Annotated in this window: 22 protein-coding genes; all 22 read right to left on the reverse strand. The window is 56.5% G+C overall.

Going from position 1 to position 19,133, the window contains the following annotated elements; translation table 11 throughout:
- Positions 1 to 304: 304 nt before the first annotated feature.
- Positions 305 to 1,117: an MlaA family lipoprotein gene (locus tag OKC40_RS10640; protein ID WP_213392403.1), complete on the reverse strand. Its 813-nt coding sequence runs from the start codon at positions 1,115 to 1,117 to the stop codon at positions 305 to 307.
- A gap of 85 nt (positions 1,118 to 1,202) precedes the next feature.
- Complete coding sequence (gene ccmI, locus OKC40_RS10645; protein WP_270795153.1) at positions 1,203 to 2,471, reverse strand: c-type cytochrome biogenesis protein CcmI; 1,269 nt, start codon at positions 2,469 to 2,471, stop codon at positions 1,203 to 1,205.
- On the reverse strand, positions 2,468 to 2,947 hold the full coding sequence (locus OKC40_RS10650) for a cytochrome c-type biogenesis protein (protein ID WP_017788562.1): 480 nt from the start codon (positions 2,945 to 2,947) through the stop codon (positions 2,468 to 2,470). Before OKC40_RS10650 ends, ccmI begins: the two co-directional genes overlap by 4 nt.
- Positions 2,948 to 2,958: 11 nt before the next feature.
- On the reverse strand, positions 2,959 to 3,489 hold the full coding sequence (locus OKC40_RS10655) for a DsbE family thiol:disulfide interchange protein (protein ID WP_197931066.1): 531 nt from the start codon (positions 3,487 to 3,489) through the stop codon (positions 2,959 to 2,961).
- A complete protein-coding gene (locus tag OKC40_RS10660; protein ID WP_270795156.1) occupies positions 3,486 to 5,441 on the reverse strand; it encodes a heme lyase CcmF/NrfE family subunit in 1,956 nt (651 codons plus the stop codon). The genes OKC40_RS10655 and OKC40_RS10660 overlap by 4 nt, the downstream gene beginning before the upstream one ends.
- 82 nt (positions 5,442 to 5,523) lie before the next feature.
- The gene (gene ccmE / locus OKC40_RS10665; protein WP_270795158.1) at positions 5,524 to 6,015 is read right to left on the reverse strand and encodes a cytochrome c maturation protein CcmE; all 492 of its coding nucleotides are present in this window, start codon (positions 6,013 to 6,015) and stop codon (positions 5,524 to 5,526) included.
- Positions 6,012 to 6,218 (reverse strand): heme exporter protein CcmD, encoded by a 207-nt coding sequence (gene ccmD, locus OKC40_RS10670; protein WP_042658720.1) that lies wholly within the window; start codon positions 6,216 to 6,218, stop codon positions 6,012 to 6,014. Before ccmD ends, ccmE begins: the two co-directional genes overlap by 4 nt.
- 2 nt (positions 6,219 to 6,220) lie before the next feature.
- Positions 6,221 to 6,961, reverse strand: coding sequence for a heme ABC transporter permease (locus OKC40_RS10675; RefSeq protein WP_270795160.1), 741 nt, complete (start codon positions 6,959 to 6,961; stop codon positions 6,221 to 6,223).
- Positions 6,962 to 7,131: 170 nt separating this feature from the next.
- Positions 7,132 to 7,800 (reverse strand): heme exporter protein CcmB, encoded by a 669-nt coding sequence (gene ccmB, locus OKC40_RS10680; protein WP_005353658.1) that lies wholly within the window; start codon positions 7,798 to 7,800, stop codon positions 7,132 to 7,134.
- 4 nt (positions 7,801 to 7,804) lie between these two features.
- Positions 7,805 to 8,449: a cytochrome c biogenesis heme-transporting ATPase CcmA gene (gene ccmA, locus OKC40_RS10685; protein ID WP_270795162.1), complete on the reverse strand. Its 645-nt coding sequence runs from the start codon at positions 8,447 to 8,449 to the stop codon at positions 7,805 to 7,807.
- A gap of 198 nt (positions 8,450 to 8,647) precedes the next feature.
- Positions 8,648 to 9,025, reverse strand: a complete 378-nt coding sequence (locus OKC40_RS10690) for a DUF2802 domain-containing protein (protein ID WP_042011720.1) — start codon at positions 9,023 to 9,025, stop codon at positions 8,648 to 8,650.
- 28 nt (positions 9,026 to 9,053) lie between these two features.
- The gene (locus tag OKC40_RS10695) at positions 9,054 to 9,542 is read right to left on the reverse strand and encodes a chemotaxis protein CheW (RefSeq protein WP_005298836.1); all 489 of its coding nucleotides are present in this window, start codon (positions 9,540 to 9,542) and stop codon (positions 9,054 to 9,056) included.
- A 69-nt stretch (positions 9,543 to 9,611) separates the two neighbouring features.
- Positions 9,612 to 10,484, reverse strand: a complete 873-nt coding sequence (locus tag OKC40_RS10700) for a chemotaxis protein CheW (RefSeq protein WP_270795164.1) — start codon at positions 10,482 to 10,484, stop codon at positions 9,612 to 9,614.
- Positions 10,481 to 11,275: a ParA family protein gene (locus tag OKC40_RS10705; RefSeq protein ID WP_042060512.1), complete on the reverse strand. Its 795-nt coding sequence runs from the start codon at positions 11,273 to 11,275 to the stop codon at positions 10,481 to 10,483. The genes OKC40_RS10700 and OKC40_RS10705 overlap by 4 nt, the downstream gene beginning before the upstream one ends.
- Positions 11,276 to 11,279: 4 nt before the next feature.
- Positions 11,280 to 12,200: a flagellar motor protein MotB gene (locus tag OKC40_RS10710; protein ID WP_042658717.1), complete on the reverse strand. Its 921-nt coding sequence runs from the start codon at positions 12,198 to 12,200 to the stop codon at positions 11,280 to 11,282.
- A gap of 2 nt (positions 12,201 to 12,202) precedes the next feature.
- Positions 12,203 to 12,940 carry a flagellar motor protein gene (locus OKC40_RS10715; protein ID WP_270795166.1) on the reverse strand — a complete coding sequence of 246 codons (738 nt, stop codon included), beginning with the start codon at positions 12,938 to 12,940 and terminating at the stop codon, positions 12,203 to 12,205.
- A gap of 2 nt (positions 12,941 to 12,942) precedes the next feature.
- A complete protein-coding gene (locus OKC40_RS10720) occupies positions 12,943 to 14,058 on the reverse strand; it encodes a protein-glutamate methylesterase/protein-glutamine glutaminase (RefSeq protein ID WP_270795167.1) in 1,116 nt (371 codons plus the stop codon).
- Positions 14,059 to 14,090: 32 nt separating this feature from the next.
- A complete protein-coding gene (locus OKC40_RS10725; RefSeq protein WP_270795168.1) occupies positions 14,091 to 16,286 on the reverse strand; it encodes a chemotaxis protein CheA in 2,196 nt (731 codons plus the stop codon).
- Positions 16,287 to 16,297: 11 nt separating this feature from the next.
- Positions 16,298 to 17,038: a protein phosphatase CheZ gene (locus OKC40_RS10730; RefSeq protein WP_139408475.1), complete on the reverse strand. Its 741-nt coding sequence runs from the start codon at positions 17,036 to 17,038 to the stop codon at positions 16,298 to 16,300.
- 12 nt (positions 17,039 to 17,050) lie between these two features.
- Complete coding sequence (gene cheY / locus OKC40_RS10735) at positions 17,051 to 17,422, reverse strand: chemotaxis response regulator CheY (RefSeq protein WP_005298814.1); 372 nt, start codon at positions 17,420 to 17,422, stop codon at positions 17,051 to 17,053.
- A 123-nt stretch (positions 17,423 to 17,545) separates the two neighbouring features.
- Entirely contained in the window at positions 17,546 to 18,265 is a 720-nt protein-coding gene (locus OKC40_RS10740) for an RNA polymerase sigma factor FliA (RefSeq protein ID WP_270795170.1), read from the reverse strand.
- Complete coding sequence (locus OKC40_RS10745; RefSeq protein ID WP_042011658.1) at positions 18,258 to 19,133, reverse strand: MinD/ParA family protein; 876 nt, start codon at positions 19,131 to 19,133, stop codon at positions 18,258 to 18,260. Before OKC40_RS10745 ends, OKC40_RS10740 begins: the two co-directional genes overlap by 8 nt.

Here is a 19,133-nt window from a genome sequence, read left to right on the forward strand (position 1 = left end):
CCGAAACCAAATCAACAGGTGTCGGATTTTTACACATCAGCAGGATCGGTCAATGGATCCTTAACTGATCGGCATTAAGGCATGATGCCTCCCTCTTTCTATTGCAAGCCACGCTGGATAAGGCTGAAGGAAGATCGACTGGAAACAGCCTTGCTCCCCCAACTCAAGTCGCATTTATGAATAATCAGTCAAAAATGTGCTTATCTGAGCAGCATTGCGCACTGCGGGGCGTTTTTTTATCTCTAATGACAGCAGAAATGAAAAAGGCGCCCGCAGGCGCCTTGTCACATATCGGGATAGCCGCTTACTGGTCCAACTCGTCCATATATTCATCCAGATTGGCATCGTCGGCCTGCTCTTGCTGAGACGCTTTCAGCTCGGTCTGCTTGCCCGTCACCTTGCCCTGGCTGTACTGCAGATAAAAGTCCTTGGTCAGCGCATAGGGGTCGAGGGAGTTGTCGATGATCCGCTCCTGATCGATCAGCTTGGCGCGAGTACCCAGTCCATCCAGCGCCCAGTGTGCGACCTTCATAGGGAAGGTCAACAAGGCATAGGGAAAGTAGAAGCTGTCAATCGCATCGCCAACCAGCTCACGGGTGGTGGTCGGGCCGTAAACAGGCACCATGATGTAGGCACCGTCACCGATATCGGCCCTGCCCAGTACGGTATCCATCTCCAGCTTGTTGCGATCGAGGCCAGCATGTTTGGCCACATCGAAGATACCCAGCAGACCGACCGTGGTGTTGAGGGTAAAGCGCCCTAGGTTGGTGCCTGCCCCTTTCAAATCACCGGTGATCAGATGGTTCACCATACTGCTCGGTTCATCAAAGTTGGCAACAAAGTTGGCAATGCCATCCTTCACCCCCAGCGGAATGTAACGGGCATAAGCATGTACCACAGGACGTGCCACATAGGGCTCCAGCACATCATAGTTGACCGCCCACATGGCCCGGTTGGCCCCCTGGAAGGGGTCGCGCGGATCGGCCGCCGTACTGGTGGCCCCCGGATTATTCATGCCGGGATTGAGATCCAGGCTCTCTGGGCCAGGCTTGGGCGGGCCACCGGCACAGCCAGCCAGCAAGAGGGCTGCCAGTATGGCCCCTGAACGAAGATACATATGATTGTCCTGACGTTTTATTTTGATTTATCAGAAGTATAGATAACCCGGCCCCCATCCAGGGGCCGGGTTATCCAAAGCCATATTAGAGGGCGTGATCGATGCGGATGTCAATCGGAGCAGCAGGGATCTCGGCCGTTTTGACCGGCACGGATACTCCTTCGAAGGCTCCTTCCTTGTTCATCACATTGCCACCGCGCGAGAGACGCGCCTTGAACTGCAGCTCCGGATAGGCCGCCAGCTTGCTGCCTTCCATCATGGCATCGCCATCCCCGAGTGACAGGGTAACAGGCAGGGTTGGCCCTGCGATACGCTTCACGGCGATAGGCATGGGCGGCCCGTTGGGCACCACGGCAAAGACAAAGAGATGGGCATCTTCCGGCAGCTGAATGCCCGCCGCCAACGTGATATGGATGGGGAATTCCCCCTCCTTCACCGCGAGCGGTTGTCCCTCAACTGCGCCCGCTTTGGCTGCGCCTGAATTCGTCACCTCGATGCCGCGCTGCTTGAGCTGTACACGGGCATACTCCATGGAGCGCTCGACCATCACGTAACGGGGGGTACCTTTCTCCATCAGGGGCAACATCGCCTGCCAGCGAGCCAGCGCGGTCTGGAAGTCCTCTTTTTGCAGCGCCATAAAAGCGTAGACGGAGCGCGCTTCGATATTGTCCGGATCCTGAGCGATAGCCGCCTGCAACAGGGCATCCGCTTGCGCCTCATCCCCCGTCATCATCAGCGCCTGCGCGTAGGGCACCGCCACCAGCGATTTCTGGGGAGCAAGCGTGTAGGCCCGCTCCAGCGCCTCGCTGGCCATCTCGGGATCATTGCCATCCAGCGCCAAACGTCCCAGCAGCAACCAGCCGCGGTAGTCGTTCGGTTCATCCTTGAGGCGGGTACGCAGTGCCAACGTGAAGTCCAGCAGATCCTGCTCGGTCACCTGGGCGTCGCGCTCCACCAGAATGCGGTTGCTCAGCTCGCCAAGACGGCTGCTGGCATCTTGCCAGCGACTCACCTCTTGCCAGGAGCCCAGCTTGTAATAGAGCCCCAGACTCACCACCACCAGCACCAGGACACCCGGGATCCAGATCAGACTCTTGCCGCTGCGGGCGGTCTGCTCCACATCGGGAATATCATCCAAGAGGCTTCGTTGCAGCTCGACCAGCGAATCGGACTCCTCGGCCAAGACCCCCTGCTCGCGCTCTTCGCCAATCTCCAGCAGCCGCTGGCGATAGAGCTGTTTGTTGAGCGCCGAGCGACTGATGCTCTGTTTGCCTTCACCACGCCACAACGGCACGACGAGCGCCAGACTCACCAGCACCAGCAAGCCCGCAATCACTATCCAAAAAGCGGTCATTGTTTCTCTTCCTCTTTGAGCAGCTCGGCCAGTCGGCGCTGCTCCTCCTCGCTCAGAGCGTTATCCAGTTGTTTTTTCACCGCAGGGGGCCGGCGGCTGCGCATCACGACCACGGCGCCACCGATCAGGATCACCAGCAGCGGGCCGAGCCAGAGGATCAGGGTGGAGGCCATCAGGGGCGGGTTATAGAGGATAAAGTTGCCGTAGCGGGCCACCATGTAATCCACGATCTCCTCTTTATCCTTGCCCTCGCGCACCATCTGGTAGGTCTTGTCGCGCAAGTCCTTGGCCAGCCCCGCATTGGAGTCGGCGATATCCTGGTTCTGACACTTGGGGCAGCGCAGCTCCTTGGTCAGTTCGCGAAAGACCTGCTCCTGATTGTCGTTGTCGAAGGTGTAGACATCGATAGCGGCCATGGCCGGCGCTTGTACCACCCATCCCAGCAACAGCAGCAGGGAAGCAATAAATACTCTCATCAGGACTCCCCTCACTTCATGGCATCAAAGATGGGTTTGAGGGTCGACGCCCAGTTCTCGGGGTTGATATCCCCCACGTGGCGATAGCGGATGATCCCCTTGCTGTCGATAAAGAAGGTCTCCGGCGCGCCATATACCCCGAGATCCAGCCCCAGCATGCCGTCCGGATCATAGAGGTTGACCTGATAGGGGTTGCCCAGCTCCGCCAGCCACTTGATCGCCTTGTCGCGCTCATCCTTGTAGTTCATGCCGATAATGGGAATGCCCTGCCCCGCCAGCTGTTTGAGGTAGGTGTGCTCGCCATAGCAGGTAGGGCACCAGGTGGCCCAGACGTTGAGCAGCATGGGGCGACCGGTCAGGATGGTGCGATCGTGCTGTTTGTTCAGATCGTAAATGTCCTGCAGAGTGAACACCGGCACCTCTTTACCCACCATCACAGATTCGAGTTTGGTGGGATCGGAGTAGAGCCCCTTGAACAGGAACACCGCCCCCAGCAAAAAGACGATAAAGGGGATTAAAAACAACCAGGTCTTTTTGTTCATGCCTTGGCCTCCTCCTCACGACGGCCGAAACGGTAACGCTTGTCGAGCATCGCCAGCACGCCACCGATGGCCATAAAGACGCCGCCGAACCAGATCCAGCGCACGAACGGCTTGTAGTAGATCCGCACCGCCCAGGCCCCGTTGTCGAGCTGTTCCCCCAGCGCTGCATAGAGATCGCGGGTGATGCCGGCATCGATAGCCGCTTCGGTCATCGGCATCCGGGTCACCTTGTACATCCGCTTCTCGGGCTTGAGCAGGGCGACCTGCTTGCCATTCTTGTGCACTTCCAGCACACCCTTGAAGCCATCATAGTTGGGACCGTTCTTCTCTTTGATCCCGGCAAAGACGAACTCGTAATCGGCAAAGTGCACCCGATCACCTGCCTGCATCCGCAGATCCTTCTCGATGCTGTAGTTCTGGGTGCAAGCGATACCTATGATGCTGACTGCCAGCCCCACATGGCCAAGGATCATGGCCCAGTGACTGTTGCCAAGCTTGCGCACACCGACCGCAAAGCTGTGCTTGTGGGTCGCTCGCGCCCAGGTCTCCTGCACGCTGGTGACGATGATCCAGGCACCCAGCCCAATCCCTACCGCCGCCCACGGCTTGAAGGTTTCGGCAAAGGCCAGCGGCAACAGCAAGGCTGCAGCCAGACTCAGGATCAGCGCAATCACGACCTTGCTCTTGAGCTCGCCCAGCTCTTGGCGGCGCCAGCGAAACAGCGGGCCAATCCCCAGCAGCAGGGCAAACGGGATGATCAACCAGCTATAGATGTGGTTGAAGAAGGGAGTGCCAATAGAGATGCTCCCCAGCCCCAGCTCCTTGTGCACCAGCGGCAGCAAGGTACCGAGCAGCACGGTCAGCAGACCCGCCACCAGCATGATGTTGTTGCAAAGCAGCAGGGTCTCGCGGCTCCACAGCTCGTGTTTGCCGTGACTCTTCACCTGCGAGCCTTTAAAGGCAAACAGCAGCAAGGATGAGCCGATCACTGCCAGCAGGAAGCCGAGAATAAACAGACCGCGGGTCGGATCGGAGGCAAACGCATGGACCGACACCAGCACGCCGGAGCGCACCAGGAAGGTACCGAGCAGGCTCAACGAGAAGGCAGAGAGGGCCAGTAGCACGGTCCACGCCTTGAAGGTGGCGCGCTTCTCACTCACCGCCAGCGAGTGCAGCAGAGCGGTCCCCGCCAACCAGGGCATGAAGGAGGCATTTTCTACCGGATCCCAGAACCACCAGCCGCCCCAGCCGAGCTCGTAATAGGCCCACCAGGAGCCGAGTACGATGCCGAGGGTCAGGAATACCCATGCCGCCATGGTCCAGGGGCGCGACCAGCGGGCCCAGGTCGCATCGAGACGACCGGTCATCAGCGAGGCAATGGCAAAGGCAAACGCCACCGAGAAGCCCACGTAACCCATGTAGAGCATCGGCGGATGGAAGATGAGACCCGGATCCTGCAGCAGCGGATTGAGGTCACGGCCATCGACCGGAAAATAGGGCAAGGTGCGGGTGAAGGGATCGGAGGTGAACAGCACGAACGCGGTGAAGCCGACCGAGATCAGCCCCAGCACGCCGAGTACCCGCGCCACCGCATCGAGCGGCAGACGGCGGCTGAACATGGCCACCGCCGCAGTCCAGCCACCTAGGGTCAGTACCCACAGCAGCAGTGAACCTTCGTGGGCGCCCCACACCGCCGAGATACGATAGGCCAGCGGCAGCAGGCTGTTGGAGTTAGTGGCCACATACTGCACGGTGAAGTCGTTGTCGATAAAAGCCCAGGTCAGGCAGAGAAACGACAACAGCAGAAGCAAGAACTGGGCATAGGCGAGCGGACGAGCCGCCGACATCATGCCAAGGCGCCCCCAACTGGCGCCAAGCAGCGGGTAGCTGCCCAGCAGCAGGGCGGTGGCAAAGGCCAGGATCAGCGCAAACTGACCTAATTCCGGGATCATGAAGGCATTCCTTTCAATTGAACGGTGACAACAGCCGCATCACGCACGGCAGGCAAAGCGAAAAAGGCAACCACCACAGGGATCACTGCTTGGCTCCCTTCAACTGCGCCTCGGAGTACTCCGGCTTGAAGTGCATGCCGTTGGTGGCATCGGCCACTTCCGGCGGCATGTAGTTCTCATCGTGCTTGGCCAGCACCTCGAACGCCTCTACGGTCGTGGCATCCTTGAGGGTGCCCTGGGCAACAATCCCCTGCCCTTCACGGAACAAGTCCGGCAGGATGCCGTCAAACTCGACCGTCACCAGATGACCGCCGTTATCCACCAGCTTGAAGGCCACCTTGAGGCTCTGGGTATCCCGCTGCACTGATCCCGGCACCACCAATCCTCCGATGCGCAGGCGCTGCCCCTCTTCCGGCTTGATCTTGTCCGGCCCCTTCCCCTCCACCAGCTCGCTCGGGGTATAGAAGAGGTCGATATTCTGACTGAGGGCGTAGAGCACCAACCCGCTGACGGTCGCCAGACCCAGGGTGATGGCCAGAATGATGGTGAGGCGTTTTTTGCGTCTCGGGTTCATAGGGTGTTCTCCATCTGCCGGGCCGCCTTGCGACGGGCCTCACGCGCCTGTTTGCTGCGCAACTCGCCGAGCAGGCTGCGGGTTTTCATGCGGGTAGAAATGATGATGCCGACCAGACACACCAGCGTCAGACCAAATGAGAGCCAGACATAGAAGGCGTAACCGCCCATCGCCATAAAATCACTGAAAGAGGCAAAGTGCATGCTTACTTCTCCTGCTCTGCAATTTCTTTGACCCAGGGACGGTGCCACTCCCGCATCAGGAGTTCATTGCGAAAACGCATCAGGGTCAGGGCCCCGAGAAACGCGGCAAACGCCAGGATCATGATCAGCAGCGGCCAGAGCATCTCGGGTGAAATGGACGGTTTGTCAAATTTGGTGATGGTAGCCCCCTGATGCAGGGTGTTCCACCACTCCACCGAGTAGTGAATGATGGGCAGGTTGATCACCCCCACCAGCGCCAGAATGCCAGCGGCACGGCCAGCAACCACCTTGTCGCTGAAGGCGTTGTAGAGGGCAATCACGCCGAGGTAGAGAAACAGCAGGATCAGCTCGGAGGTGAGCCGCGCATCCCACACCCACCAGGTTCCCCACATCGGCTTGCCCCAGGCAGCACCGGTAAAGAGGGCGATAAAGGTAAAGACGGCGCCAACCGGCGCAATGGCTGCAACCGTCATGTCCGCCATCCGCAGTTGCCACACCAGGCCGATAAAGGCGGCCACCGCCATGGTGGAGTAGGCCCCCATGGAGAGAATGGCGGAAGGCACGTGGATATAGATGATCCGGAACGAATCTCCCTGCTGGTAATCCGCTGGCGCAAACGCGAGGCCCCAGACAGTACCGATCACAAACGAGAGCAGACTAATCACCGCAAACCAGGGCAACAAGGTGCCTGCCAGCTGATAGGCCTGCTCCGGTTTGGCATAAGGGTGCAACCATTTCCACATAGCTCACAAAACCTTTTTGTTATTAATCGTTTGGCGAGGCCTACCATACCGACCACGGGGCAGCATCAAATACCCCGAAAGCAATAAGCGGCGCTCTCCTTGATCCATCGCAACATTATTTTTTGCAAAAAGACTCCGTTCGGAGCCAAATCCGGTTCAGCAAACAGCCATCAGTTGAGGCTGACCCGCAATGCCGCCGACACAGCCAGCGGCGTCAGCGTCAAAGCGCCCACCAGCATGGCGGCCAGAATGGCAAGCTGCCCGCCATAGGGCAAGCTCATCCCCGCCGCATCAATGGCGGAGGTGGCAAAAATCAGTACCGGAATATAGAGCGGCAGGATCAGCAGACTGAGCAATACCCCGCCTTTGCGCAGCCCCACCGTCAACGCGACCCCGACCGCGCCGAGCAGGCTCAATACAGGAGTGCCAAGTGCCAGCGTCGCGACGACGGCCAGATAGGTGTTCATATCCAGCGACAGCAAAATCGCCAGCAAGGGAGAGATCAGCAGCAGCGGCAAGCCGGTCAGCAACCAGTGAGCGACCACTTTCGCCAGCGCCAGCAAGCCCAGCGGGTGCGGCATCAGCATCATCTGCTCCAGCGCGCCATCGGCAAAGTCGTCGCGAAACAGCCGCTCCAGTGACAGCATGGCCGCCAATAGCGCCGCCACCCAAATAATCCCCGGGGCAATACGGGCCAGCAGCTTGGGCTCCGGGCCAATCCCTAGCGGAAACAGTGTGATGACAATGAGGAAAAACCAGAGCGGATTGAGAATATCGGAACGCTGGCGCAGGGCCATCAGCAGTTCACGATGAATAAGGTGCATAACAGCGCGCAACATGGCGTTACTCCTGCAATGTCGAGGCGAAGGGGGTCAACGAGATACTCTTCAGCCGTCCCTGCATCAGGGTCAGATCCTGATGGGTGGTGAGGATCACCATGCCGCCCCGCTCGGCGTGGGCCAGAAAGAGCTGCTCGAGCACCTTGACCCCCTGCTTGTCGATGGCCGTAAAGGGCTCGTCGAGGATCCAGAGCGCCGGTTTCTGTGACAGCCAGAGTCTGGCCAGGGCCACACGACGTTGCTGACCGGCAGAGAGTTGCCCGGTCGGGTTCTCTTCAAAACCGGCCAGCCCTACCCGGGCCAATATCTGCCACAAGTCAGTCTCTGTTTGCTGCGGGTGATGCAACTGCTTGTAGAACTTCAGGTTTTCAAAAGGGGTCAGCGCCGCTTTGACACCAGGCTGATGACCGAGATAGAGCAGATTGGCATGATACTCATCACGACAGTGACGAATATTCTCCCCATTCCAGCACACCTCACCGGCAAACGGCTGCGACAGCCCGGTCAACAACCGCAACAGACTGGTCTTGCCGACACCGTTGGGCCCTTCAATTTGTACCAGATCGCCGGGCGCAACAGAGAAAGAGAGGTGTTCAAACAGAGTGCGATCTTCGCGCACGCAGCTCAGATTGTTAACTTGAAGCAGCATGGGGATTTTTTCAGAGAAAATGAAGCGGTCTGCATCTTAACACAGTATTGGGATACGTCTTTTCAAAGATGCAACAATTGAACTGACTGGCGACCGGGATCACAAAGAAAATGCGGTAGAAACGACCCGTTCACCGCAGCTGGGGGACAAGCGGCTGCACGCCATAAAATTCAGGAAGGCAGTTGCCTTCCTGAATCATCAAGAGCGACCTTTTCGCAACGATATCAAGAGCTCGGCCTCTGCCTTTGGCAACTCGCACTCACTCATGACTTCATCAAGATCGGCGCCCAGTTCGACCATCTTGGCCGCTCGGCTGTAGAGCCTGCGCTCGGGATCCTGCAGGGTCAGCTCTTGCTGGCGATCATTGACCTGCTGCATCGCCCCTTCAACCGACTGCAGACGCTGCCCCATGCCAATGGCACCGGTATGCAGCTCCATCATCTGCTTGCGCAAGCTTTCCAGCTGACCTTGCAGCGTTGCCACACTGGCCTCGGACTCCTGCTTGCTGCGCTTGCTCTTGAACCAGATATAAGAGGCAAACACCAAGGCAATCAGGGACAACCCCAAGGCAACCATCTCGATTATCAAAACATCACCTTACTTATCAGAGGGAACCGATATCTTCCCACTCTTCATCAGAGAGCAGCTTGTTCAAGTCAACCAGGATCAGCAGTTGACCATCACGGTTGCTCACCCCCTGAATAAACTTGGCGCTCTCTTCAGTGCCGACCGCTGGTGCTGCATCGATTTCGGAAGAACGCAGGTAAACCACTTCTGCCACGCTGTCGACCATGATGCCGATCACCTGCTTCTCGGCCTCGATGATCACAATGCGGGAGTTTTCACTCACATCACCGGAGGGCAGACCAAAACGGGAACGGGTATCGATGACAGTCACCACATTGCCGCGCAGGTTGATGATCCCCAGCACGTACTCAGGCGCACCCGGCACCGGCGCAATTTCGGTGTAGCGCAACACCTCCTGAACCTGCATCACATTGATGCCGTAGGTTTCGTTTTCCAGTTGGAAGGTTACCCATTGCAGCACTTCATCTTCGGCCAGATTCTGTGCAATATTGCGCTTTTCTGTCATGTTTTTATTCCTTTTATGAAAACGTCTACTGCTAAAACTAGCAATAAAACAGCTCGATTGCAGAAGTTATCAGCGACCTTCTATGTTCACCCCACGCTCCAGCAACAGGAGCAGTTCGCGAACATGTAACAGGGCACACATTTTTTCTTTGACCATGCCAGCCAACCAGGGACGCTTGCCCTCCTGATGACGCCACTTCACCTGATCACGGTGTAACAATTCGGTCCCTTTCAGGTGATGACACGCCAGTCCCCAAGGGGATTCACCCAGCATAATCAGATACTTGTAATCATCCATCTCGAGATGCTGACCTGGCATGACCCACTGGGCCGTATCGACCACATTCATCTTCTGCTCGCGGGAGGTCATGATCCCCTTGTACCAGCCAGGCTGGCCAAACAGGGAGGTGATCTCGCCCAACTGGTGAATCCCGCCAAGCTCGGTCAACGGCACCGCAAACGTCACGCCCGCGACTTCAAAAAAGAGGGCCTGAAACTCTTTGCCGGTATCGATATTATCCCAAGCGACGGGTGCACTGGCCTCTACCGGAGCAACCTCCAGCGCCGTCTCGGTCAGGATAGTGGTATGAGGCTCTGCAACCTCGGGAGCCAGTACTTCAGCCGGCCATTCCGGCTCAACCGGCAACAGTGACTCTTCCGCGACAATCTCCAGCGGTGCGGTGAGTGTCACTTCCTGGGTGAAGGCGTCATTCTCGAACTGGACTTGTCCTACCTGAGCCAGCAACTCACCGAGCTGGGCAAGCCGTGGATCGCTTTCGAGATAAGGTGCAGCCACCACGTCGGGGACGCTCTGGGGCTGACGTTGCAACTGCAGAACGGGGGCAGATTGAACCTCTTCTACCTCATCCAGCACCAGCGGCTCATCGAGCAGCAGGGAGTGGAAATAGTCATCCATTGCCCGGACTTGAATGGTATCTCTCATGGCGTCACCTCATGAACCCGTTGCCGCTCAAGGGCATCAAGATGGTTGAGCAGCGTTTCGTATGCATAGGTTCCGCGACTCCCGGGAGAATAGATAGACGGGGGGATATGCAGCAAGCTGGCATCCCGAAACTTGGTATCAATCGGGATCACCGCATTCCACACCGAATCACCGTATTGATCCTTGATCGATTTCAAGGTCATCAGAGAGGCACGGGTGCGCTTGTCGAACATGGTCGGGATCACGGTATAACGAAACTTGTCACGCTTGGAACGCTGCATGATCTCGAATGTTTTCATCATCCGCTCCAACCCCTTGAGGGCCAGAAACTCGGTCTGGACAGGCACCAGAATGCGATCGCAGGCAGCCAGCGCGTTGACCATCATCACCCCAAGCACCGGCGGGCAATCGATCAGCACGTAATCATATTGATCCTGAATGCGCAGCAGTGCCCGCTTCAGTACCAATCCCATTCCCTCACGATTGCCCATCACCCGATCAAGGGTCGCAAGGGTAATTGAGGCAGGCAGCAAATGGATATTTTCAAACTTGGTTCTGAGCGTCAGTTTATTGACAAGCTCGGCGGTCGGTTTGACAGCCTGAAACAGCTCATAGAGCGTGCCATCCAGGCGATCGGAATCAAAATCAAGATATGCAGTCAGCGAGGCATGGGGATCGGTGTCAATCAACAGCACCCGCTGGCCACGCTGGGCCAGGATCCCGGCAAGCGAGACCACTGTGGTGGTTTTACCCACTCCACCTTTCTGGTTGGCAACCGTCCAAACAATCACTGTATCAATCCTGCCTTGTTGTTATACGTATGCCACCACCGGGCAAGGTGATCACCTTTATCTCTCCTGCATCCACCGCTTGCTGTACCGCAGGAACCGGCTCGGCAACCACAGTGGGCGTTGCAACCACAGGCGCCGGCGGCACCCAGGCAAATTTGGAGATAGCGACCACAACCTTGCGATTCTGCAGTCTGCCCTGCTCGCTGCCGTTGTCAGCAAAGGGGGAAAACTCGCCATATGCCTCGAACGCCAGACGCTGGGGCGCAATACCATCGGCGATCAAACCATTGAGTACCGCCTCGGCCCGAGCGGCAGAAAGCGCCCAGTTAGAACGATAAATTTCATTATTTATCTGCTGGTTATCGGTATAACCCCGAACTCTTACATAGTTATCGACCGGTTTGAGAATACTTGAAAGAGTATTAATGACCGGTGCTGCATTTGGTCCCATAAAGGCGCTGCCGCTGCCAAACAACAACCCGGAGCTGAGTTCAACGGTCAGCCAGTTCTCATCTTGCGTCAGTTTGACGATACCGGCATCCACCAGCGAGCCCATGCTCTGTTGCAACTGCATATCGAGTTTCGCAAGTGTCGTGCCATCTTGCAGCACTGGCACACCAGAAATGGGAGCAAGTGAAGGAGAGGGGGATGCAGGGCTTTCCAGCAACGAGGGGGATGCAGAGACCGCATTGTCCAGCAGGGAATTACCCTGCCCCTCCAGCAAACCGTGACTCCCGGGCTGCATGACACTGAACGCCTGACTCATGCCATCAATTACTGCGCGGTATTTGTCCTTGTTCACCAGCGCAACGGAGTAGAGCACCACGAACAGAGCAAAGATCAGCGTCATATAATCGGCATAGGAGACCAGCCAACGGTCAAGATGCTCGCGACCCTGCAAGTGCAACCGATAGCGCTTGCGCATGGCTACTCTCCTTTCAAATAGGCCCTGAGCCGACGCTCAACCTGCACACCATTTTCACCATGGGCGATGGCCAGTAGCCCTTCCAGGGTCATCTCCTGAAAGAGTGCGTAATGATAGTGAAATGCACGCAACCGGTTGGCGATCGGCAGATAAATGAGGTTGGCAAAACCCACTCCATAGATGGTTGCCACAAATGCGACTGCGATACCCGCCCCCAGCGCTGACGGATCTTCGAGATGAAACATGGCCTGGATAAGGCCCAGCACGGCACCGATGATGCCGATGGTCGGACTGTATCCCCCCATGGCTTCAAAGACCCTGGCGGCATGTTCATTGCGCTCCTGCTCGATATCGATGTCCGCTTCCAGCAGCATACGGATATCCTCTGTGGATACCCCATCGACAATCATGCCAAGCCCTTGGCGGGTAAAGTTGTCCTCCTCCTGCTCAGCCTGATTTTCAAGGGCAAGCAGCCCTTGCTGGCGTGCAAAGACGGCCCACGACTGCAACCGTTCAGCCTGAATCGAGAGATCTTGCCTGGGAGGGGTAAAAATCCATAACAGCTGGCGCAACGCCAGCAGAATGTACTTGGCAGGAGTCTGCAATGTAACGGCACCGACAGTACCGCCCAGCACGATCAGAAAAGCAGGCCCGTCCACCAGCGTCAACAGGGAGCCGCCATGCCACAGCTGGGCAATAGCAATAGCCCCCAATGCCAGGAGCAGACCGAGCAAGCCCATGATTAGCGCCCCAACTCAACCAGAATGCGCTGGGCCACCTTGTCCAGAGGAAGTGATTCGCTGGCAATCCCTGCCTTGGCAACCGCTTGGGGCATCCCATATACCACGCAGGAAGCTTCATCCTGAGCCCAGATGGTAGAGCCTTGCTCTTTCAGCAGCCTGGCACCATCACGGCCATCGGCACCCATACCGGTCAACACAATCGCCAACACCTTGTCGGCATAGGTTTTGGCCGCCGAGGCGAAGGTAATATCTACGCAAGGCTTGTAGTTCACCTTGTCGTTGCCATCAATAATACGGATGCGAGCACCTGCACCACGCCCTTCCAGCAGCATCTGTTTGCCACCAGGCGCCAGATAGGCATGGCCCGGTTTGAGCACATCGCCATCCTCGGCCTCCTTGACGCTAATCTGGCACAAGCCATTGAGACGGGCGGCAAATGCGGCGGTGAAGGTGGCAGGCATATGCTGGATAAGCAGGATGGGATGGGGAAAATCCCCCGGCAACTTGGTCAGCACATTTTGCAGCGCAACCGGCCCACCGGTAGAAGTACCTATCGCCACCAACTGATAAGTCTTGCCACTGCGCTTGAATGAGGCACTTGGCACAGTGCGTTGCAGGTCCGACTGACGCTCAGGCGCTCTGGGCGCAGTATTGCCCAGTGGCGCACGAGCAACCGGTTCAGGTGCTTTGGGGCGGGCTGCAGGTGTCATCAGGAAGCGCTTGCGGGAGATCTCCTTCACCCGCTGTTGCAACAATCTGACCGCTTCGTCCTTGTCTCTGGCAATGTCCTCAAACTTCTTGGGCAAAAAGTCGAGGGCACCGGCGTCCAGTGCATCCAGCGTCGCCTTGGCCCCTTCATGGGTCAGGGAGGAGAACATCAGAATGGGAGTCGGACACTTGGCCATGATCTCGCGCACCGCACTGATGCCATCCATCACGGGCATCTCGATGTCCATGGTGATCACATCAGGGCGCAGCGACATCGCCTTGTCCACCGCTTCACGTCCATTCTGGGCCGTGTCGATCACCGTCAGCATGGGATCCTGATTGATGATTTCACTCACCCGACGGCGAAAGAAGCTCGAATCGTCGACAACTAATACCTTGACTGCCATTGTTATTTTTCTAACTCCTTGGGCCTGAGCTATTAATGTCTACGCGCATATGCTTTGAGCAGACTCGGCACATCCAAAATAAGAGCAATCCCGCCATCGCTGGTAATCGTCGCTCCGGCCATCCCCGGCGTACCTTGCAGCAGGTTATCGAGTGGCTTGATCACCACCTCTTCCTGACCAATCAGGCTGTCTACCACAAACCCGATTTGCTGAGTGCCAATCTGCACGATCACCACATGCCCGGTGTCCTGACGAGAACGCTTGTTTGAACCACGGATCAACCATTTGTGCAGATAGAAGAGCGGTATCGCCTTCTCGCGCACAATGATGGTGAGCTGGCCATCAACCATGTTGGCCTTTTTCAGATCCAGATGGAAAATCTCGTTCACGCAACCAAGGGGCAATGCGAAGGTCTGCTCACCCACTTCCACCATCAGGGTCGGCAGGATCGCCAGCGTCAACGGAACCTTGATTTCGAGACGAGTACCTTTCCCCCAGGTGGAGTCGATGTGCACCGAGCCATTAAGACTGACAATGCTGGTTTTAACCACGTCCATCCCGACGCCACGACCTGAGATATCCGAGATTTCGGCTTTGGTTGAAAAGCCCGGGGCAAAGATCAGGTTATAGGCATCGTTGTCGCTCATGCGAGCGGCAGTATCTGCATCCAGAACACCGCGACTGATTGCGATGGACTTGAGCTTCTCCGGGTCCATCCCTGCGCCATCGTCCTCGATGCAAAGCAGGATATGGTCACCTTGCTGGGAGGCGCTAAGGGTAATCGTCCCTTGCCGCGGTTTGCCCGCTTTCTCCCGCACATCCGGCATTTCTACCCCGTGATCGCAGGAGTTACGAACAAGGTGGACCAAAGGATCGGCAAGCGCCTCCACCAGGTTTTTATCAAGATCGGTCTCCTCCCCCACCATCACCAGCTCAATATCTTTCTTTAGGGTCCTGGCCAGGTCACGCACCACGCGAGGGAAACGACCAAACACTTTCTTGATGGGCTGCATGCGGGTTTTCATCACCGCACCTTGCAGGTCAGCAGTTACCACATCCAGATTGGCAACCGCCTTTGACATCTCTTCATCATTGCTGGCAATACCAAGGCTAACCAAGCGGTTACGTACCAGTACCAGCTCACCCACCATATTCATGATGACATCAAGGGTCTTGGTATCCACCCGAACGGTGGTATCGCTCTGTACCGCACTGCTTTCAGCTGGCGCGGGTGCGGCCTTAACTGCGGGAGCGGGTGCCTTGGCTGCTTCTGCGGGTTTTGCCGGTGCTGCTGGTGCAGGTTGCGCTACAGGGGCTGCCGGTTTGGGCGGAGTCACCGCGGCAGGTGCGGCAGGTGCGGCAGGTGCGGCAGGTGCGGCAGGTGCGGCAGGTGCCATCGTACTCTGCGGCCCCTGGCCACGACCATGCAATTCATCAAGCAGACGCTCAAACTCATCATCATCGATAAGCTCGTCCACCTCTTTTTGCACGGACTTCAATGGGTTAACCTCTGGCGCCCCCATGTGCTGGCCCTGACCATGCAGCTGATCCAGCAAGGCCTCAAACTCATCATCGGTAATATCACCAGAGCCGCCAATAACAGGAGGGGCTGTTGTCGTTTTGGTGGGTGTACCACCCACGCCATGAAGTTCATCCAGCAGACGCTCGAATTCATCCGCAGAAATCTCGTCGATCGATCCACCACCATTGACAGGTGCCGGTTCATTGCTGATGATGACAGGCTCGACAATTTCGGGGGCAACCTCGACGATCGGCGCAACCGGTTCCGGCTCGGCAGCACCAGCAGAGCTGGTAGCAGTACGCAACTGCTCTTCACCTTCAGGCTTGCACAGCTCATGGAGGTCATGAAGCAAATCATCCGACGCAGGGCTAGGCGCTTCGCGATTTTGAACCTGGGTGAACATGACATTGATGGCATCCAGCGCTTGCAGGATCACATCCATCAGCTCTGCTGTCACGGTTCGCTTGCCATTGCGCAAGATGTCGAACACGTTTTCCGCACCGTGACACACATCAACCAGTTCACCGAGCGACAGGAAGCCGGCCCCCCCTTTCACGGTATGGAAACCACGAAAGATGGCATTCAACAGGTTCTTGTCATCGGGCCGCTTTTCCAAGTCGACCAGTTGTTCAGACAACTGTTCCAATATTTCGGATGCTTCGACCAGAAAGTCTTGCAGTATGTCTTCATCAACTTCGAAGGCCATGCGTCACTCCATTAAAATCCCAGGCTAGACAGCAGATCGTCCACATCATCCTGACCATTAACCACATCGGCGCGAGCCTCCGGGTTCATGATGGGGCCTTCTGCTTCAATCCCGTTAACAGGAAGAGTACGGGTTGAATGCTCAGCAGATGCCTCACCAAACATGGTCAGCATTTCTATTAATTTTGTTTCAACTTCCTGAACAAGCTTGATGACCTTGCGGATCATCTGGCCTGTCAAATCCTGAAAATCTTGCGCCATCAGGATTTCTGTCAGCAGCTGTCGTAATTTATCGGCGTCTAACTCTGAAGCCTTAATAAAATCATCAAGTTGGTGACACAGCGATTTAAATTGCCCCACACTCATGTCACGGGACATCAGCGCATTCCAGTTCGGCATCACCAGCTGGATATTGTCATTCAGGCGATCCGCTATCGGCAAACTGGCTTCCACTGCATCCATGGTGCGATTGGCCGCCTTGTCGGTCATATCGATAACGTAGCTCAATCGCTCCCGTGCATCGGGAATGTCATGAGTGGCCAAATCAGGAATGCGCGGGTCAAGACGAAATTCTTGCAGTGAATTATGCAGTTGCCGAGTCAGCTGACCTACTTTTTCAAACAGATCTGCTGCGTTAGGGGCACATACTTCGGCAAGCAGTTCATCGGCCAGTTCAAATTCGCCCTGCTCCAGATGAGCTACAAGCATCCTTGCCTGGTCGAGCGAAATCATTGCTCTCGTTTTGGCCATCATCCCAGCAGCTCCTTAGCCAATTCGTTCGAAAATTTTATCGAGTTTTTCTTTAAGTGTTGCTGCGGTGAAAGGCTTGACGATGTAACCGTTGACGCCAGCTTGAGCCGCTTCAATGATCTGCTCACGCTTGGCTTCAGCCGTTACCATCAGTACCGGCAGATGCTTGAGCTTGTCATCGACGCGAATAGCTTTAAGCAGGTCGATACCTTGCATGCCAGGCATGTTCCAGTCGGTAACCACAAACTGAAAATCACCATTTTTCAGCATCGGCAGCGCTGTATTGCCGTCATCCGCCTCATGGGTATTGTTAAATCCCAAGTCGCGCAGCAAGTTCTTGATAATCCGGCGCATCGTTGAAAAATCGTCAACAATGAGGATTTTCATGTTCTTGTCCAAAATTCCCTCCTAAATAGCCACTAGAGTGGCTCACTTACATGATGCTAAAAACGGGTTGTGTCGTGCGAATTATGCCTTAGAGTTTCATCTCAGTGTAGCCAGTACAAACACTTATAGATGCCAATCTCTCAAACGAGCGCGTAATCTGTGCATCGCCTGACTATGGATCTGGCTCACACGCGACTCGCTCACATTCAAAACCTCGCCAATTTCGCGCAAATTCAGCTCTTCATCGTAGTAAAGAGAGAGAACCAAAGCTTCTCTCTCTGGTAAACGACCAATTTGCTCAGATAATTGAATTTGAAATCGCTCGGCAGCCAATTCATCGAATCCGGAGCCTGAAGGGGCATCATCGGGATTACCGATGACATCCTCGCTGACACCCAAATCCTCGATGCCGATAATTTTGCCGCAAGAGACATCCTGCAACATAACGTGGTAGTCGGTGATGGAGACGCCCATCTGAGCGGCGACCTCGGTATCTCGCGCGTCACGCCCGTGGGTCTGTTCAACATTCTCGATCGCTTCTGCGATAGCCCGGCTGTTGCGATGCACGGAGCGGGGCACCCAGTCACCACGCCGGATCTCATCCAGCATGGCGCCACGGATACGGATCCCGGCATACGTCTCGAAACTGGCCCCCTTGCTGCCGTCAAAGTTACGGGAGGCTTCAAGCAGCCCAATCATACCTGCCTGGATCAGGTCATCCAGCAAGACACTGCTGGGCAGGCGAGCCAACAAATGCTGGGCAATCCGCTTGACCAGGGGAGCGTGACGCTCCACCAGCACGTAGGAATCCTGATGACGCAAGTACGCTTGGGCTTTATTCACGGGAACCTTCCTGTGTTGTGGCCGGTTTCTGCAACAAATTTTCCAGGAAAAACTCCAGATGGCCGCCTGGCTGGTTGGGAACCGGCCAGCTCGCCGCCTTGTTGGCAAGGGCCCGGAACGCCAGCGCGGCCGGCGACTTGGGAAACGCCTCGACAATCAATTTTTGCTTGCGCACGGCTGCACGCAGATTGGTGTCATAAGGTACACAGGCAACCAGTTCCAGCGAGGTATCGAGGAAACGATCCGTGACCCGGGTCAGCTTGGCAAAGAGCTCCTGCCCTTCGCGCAGGCTGCGCACCATATTGGCCACCACCTTGAAGCGGAACACGCCGTGATCCTTGGAGAGGATCTTGATGAGTGCGTAAGCATCTGTAATGGAGGTTGGCTCGTCACAGACCACCACCATGATGTCCTGAGCGGCACGGGTGAAACTCAGCACCATGTCGGAGATACCCGCCGCCGTATCCACCATCAGAATGTCGACCTGGGTCTTCATCTCGCTGAAGGCGCGGATAAGCTCGGCATGCTGCACCGGCGAAAGCTCGACCATCGACTGGGTGCCCGAGGTAGCAGGCACAATCATCATGCCGTAGGGACCCTCGACGATGATGTCGTCGATGGTGCATTCACCAGCCAGCACGTGAGAGAGGTTGCGATGAACCCGCAGCCCCAGCATAACGTCGACGTTCGCCAGACCCAGGTCGGCATCCAGTACCATCACCCGCTTACCTTGGGCTGCCATGGCTCCGGCCACGTTCAGGGTCACGTTGGTTTTGCCCACGCCACCTTTGCCACCGGACACGGCGATTACTTTTACTCGATTGTTTTGACGCATTTTGCGCAGACCACTCGCCTGATCCATATACAT

The organism is Aeromonas sp. QDB11 (assembly GCF_027705265.1).
Classification (GTDB): domain Bacteria; phylum Pseudomonadota; class Gammaproteobacteria; order Enterobacterales; family Aeromonadaceae; genus Aeromonas; species Aeromonas allosaccharophila.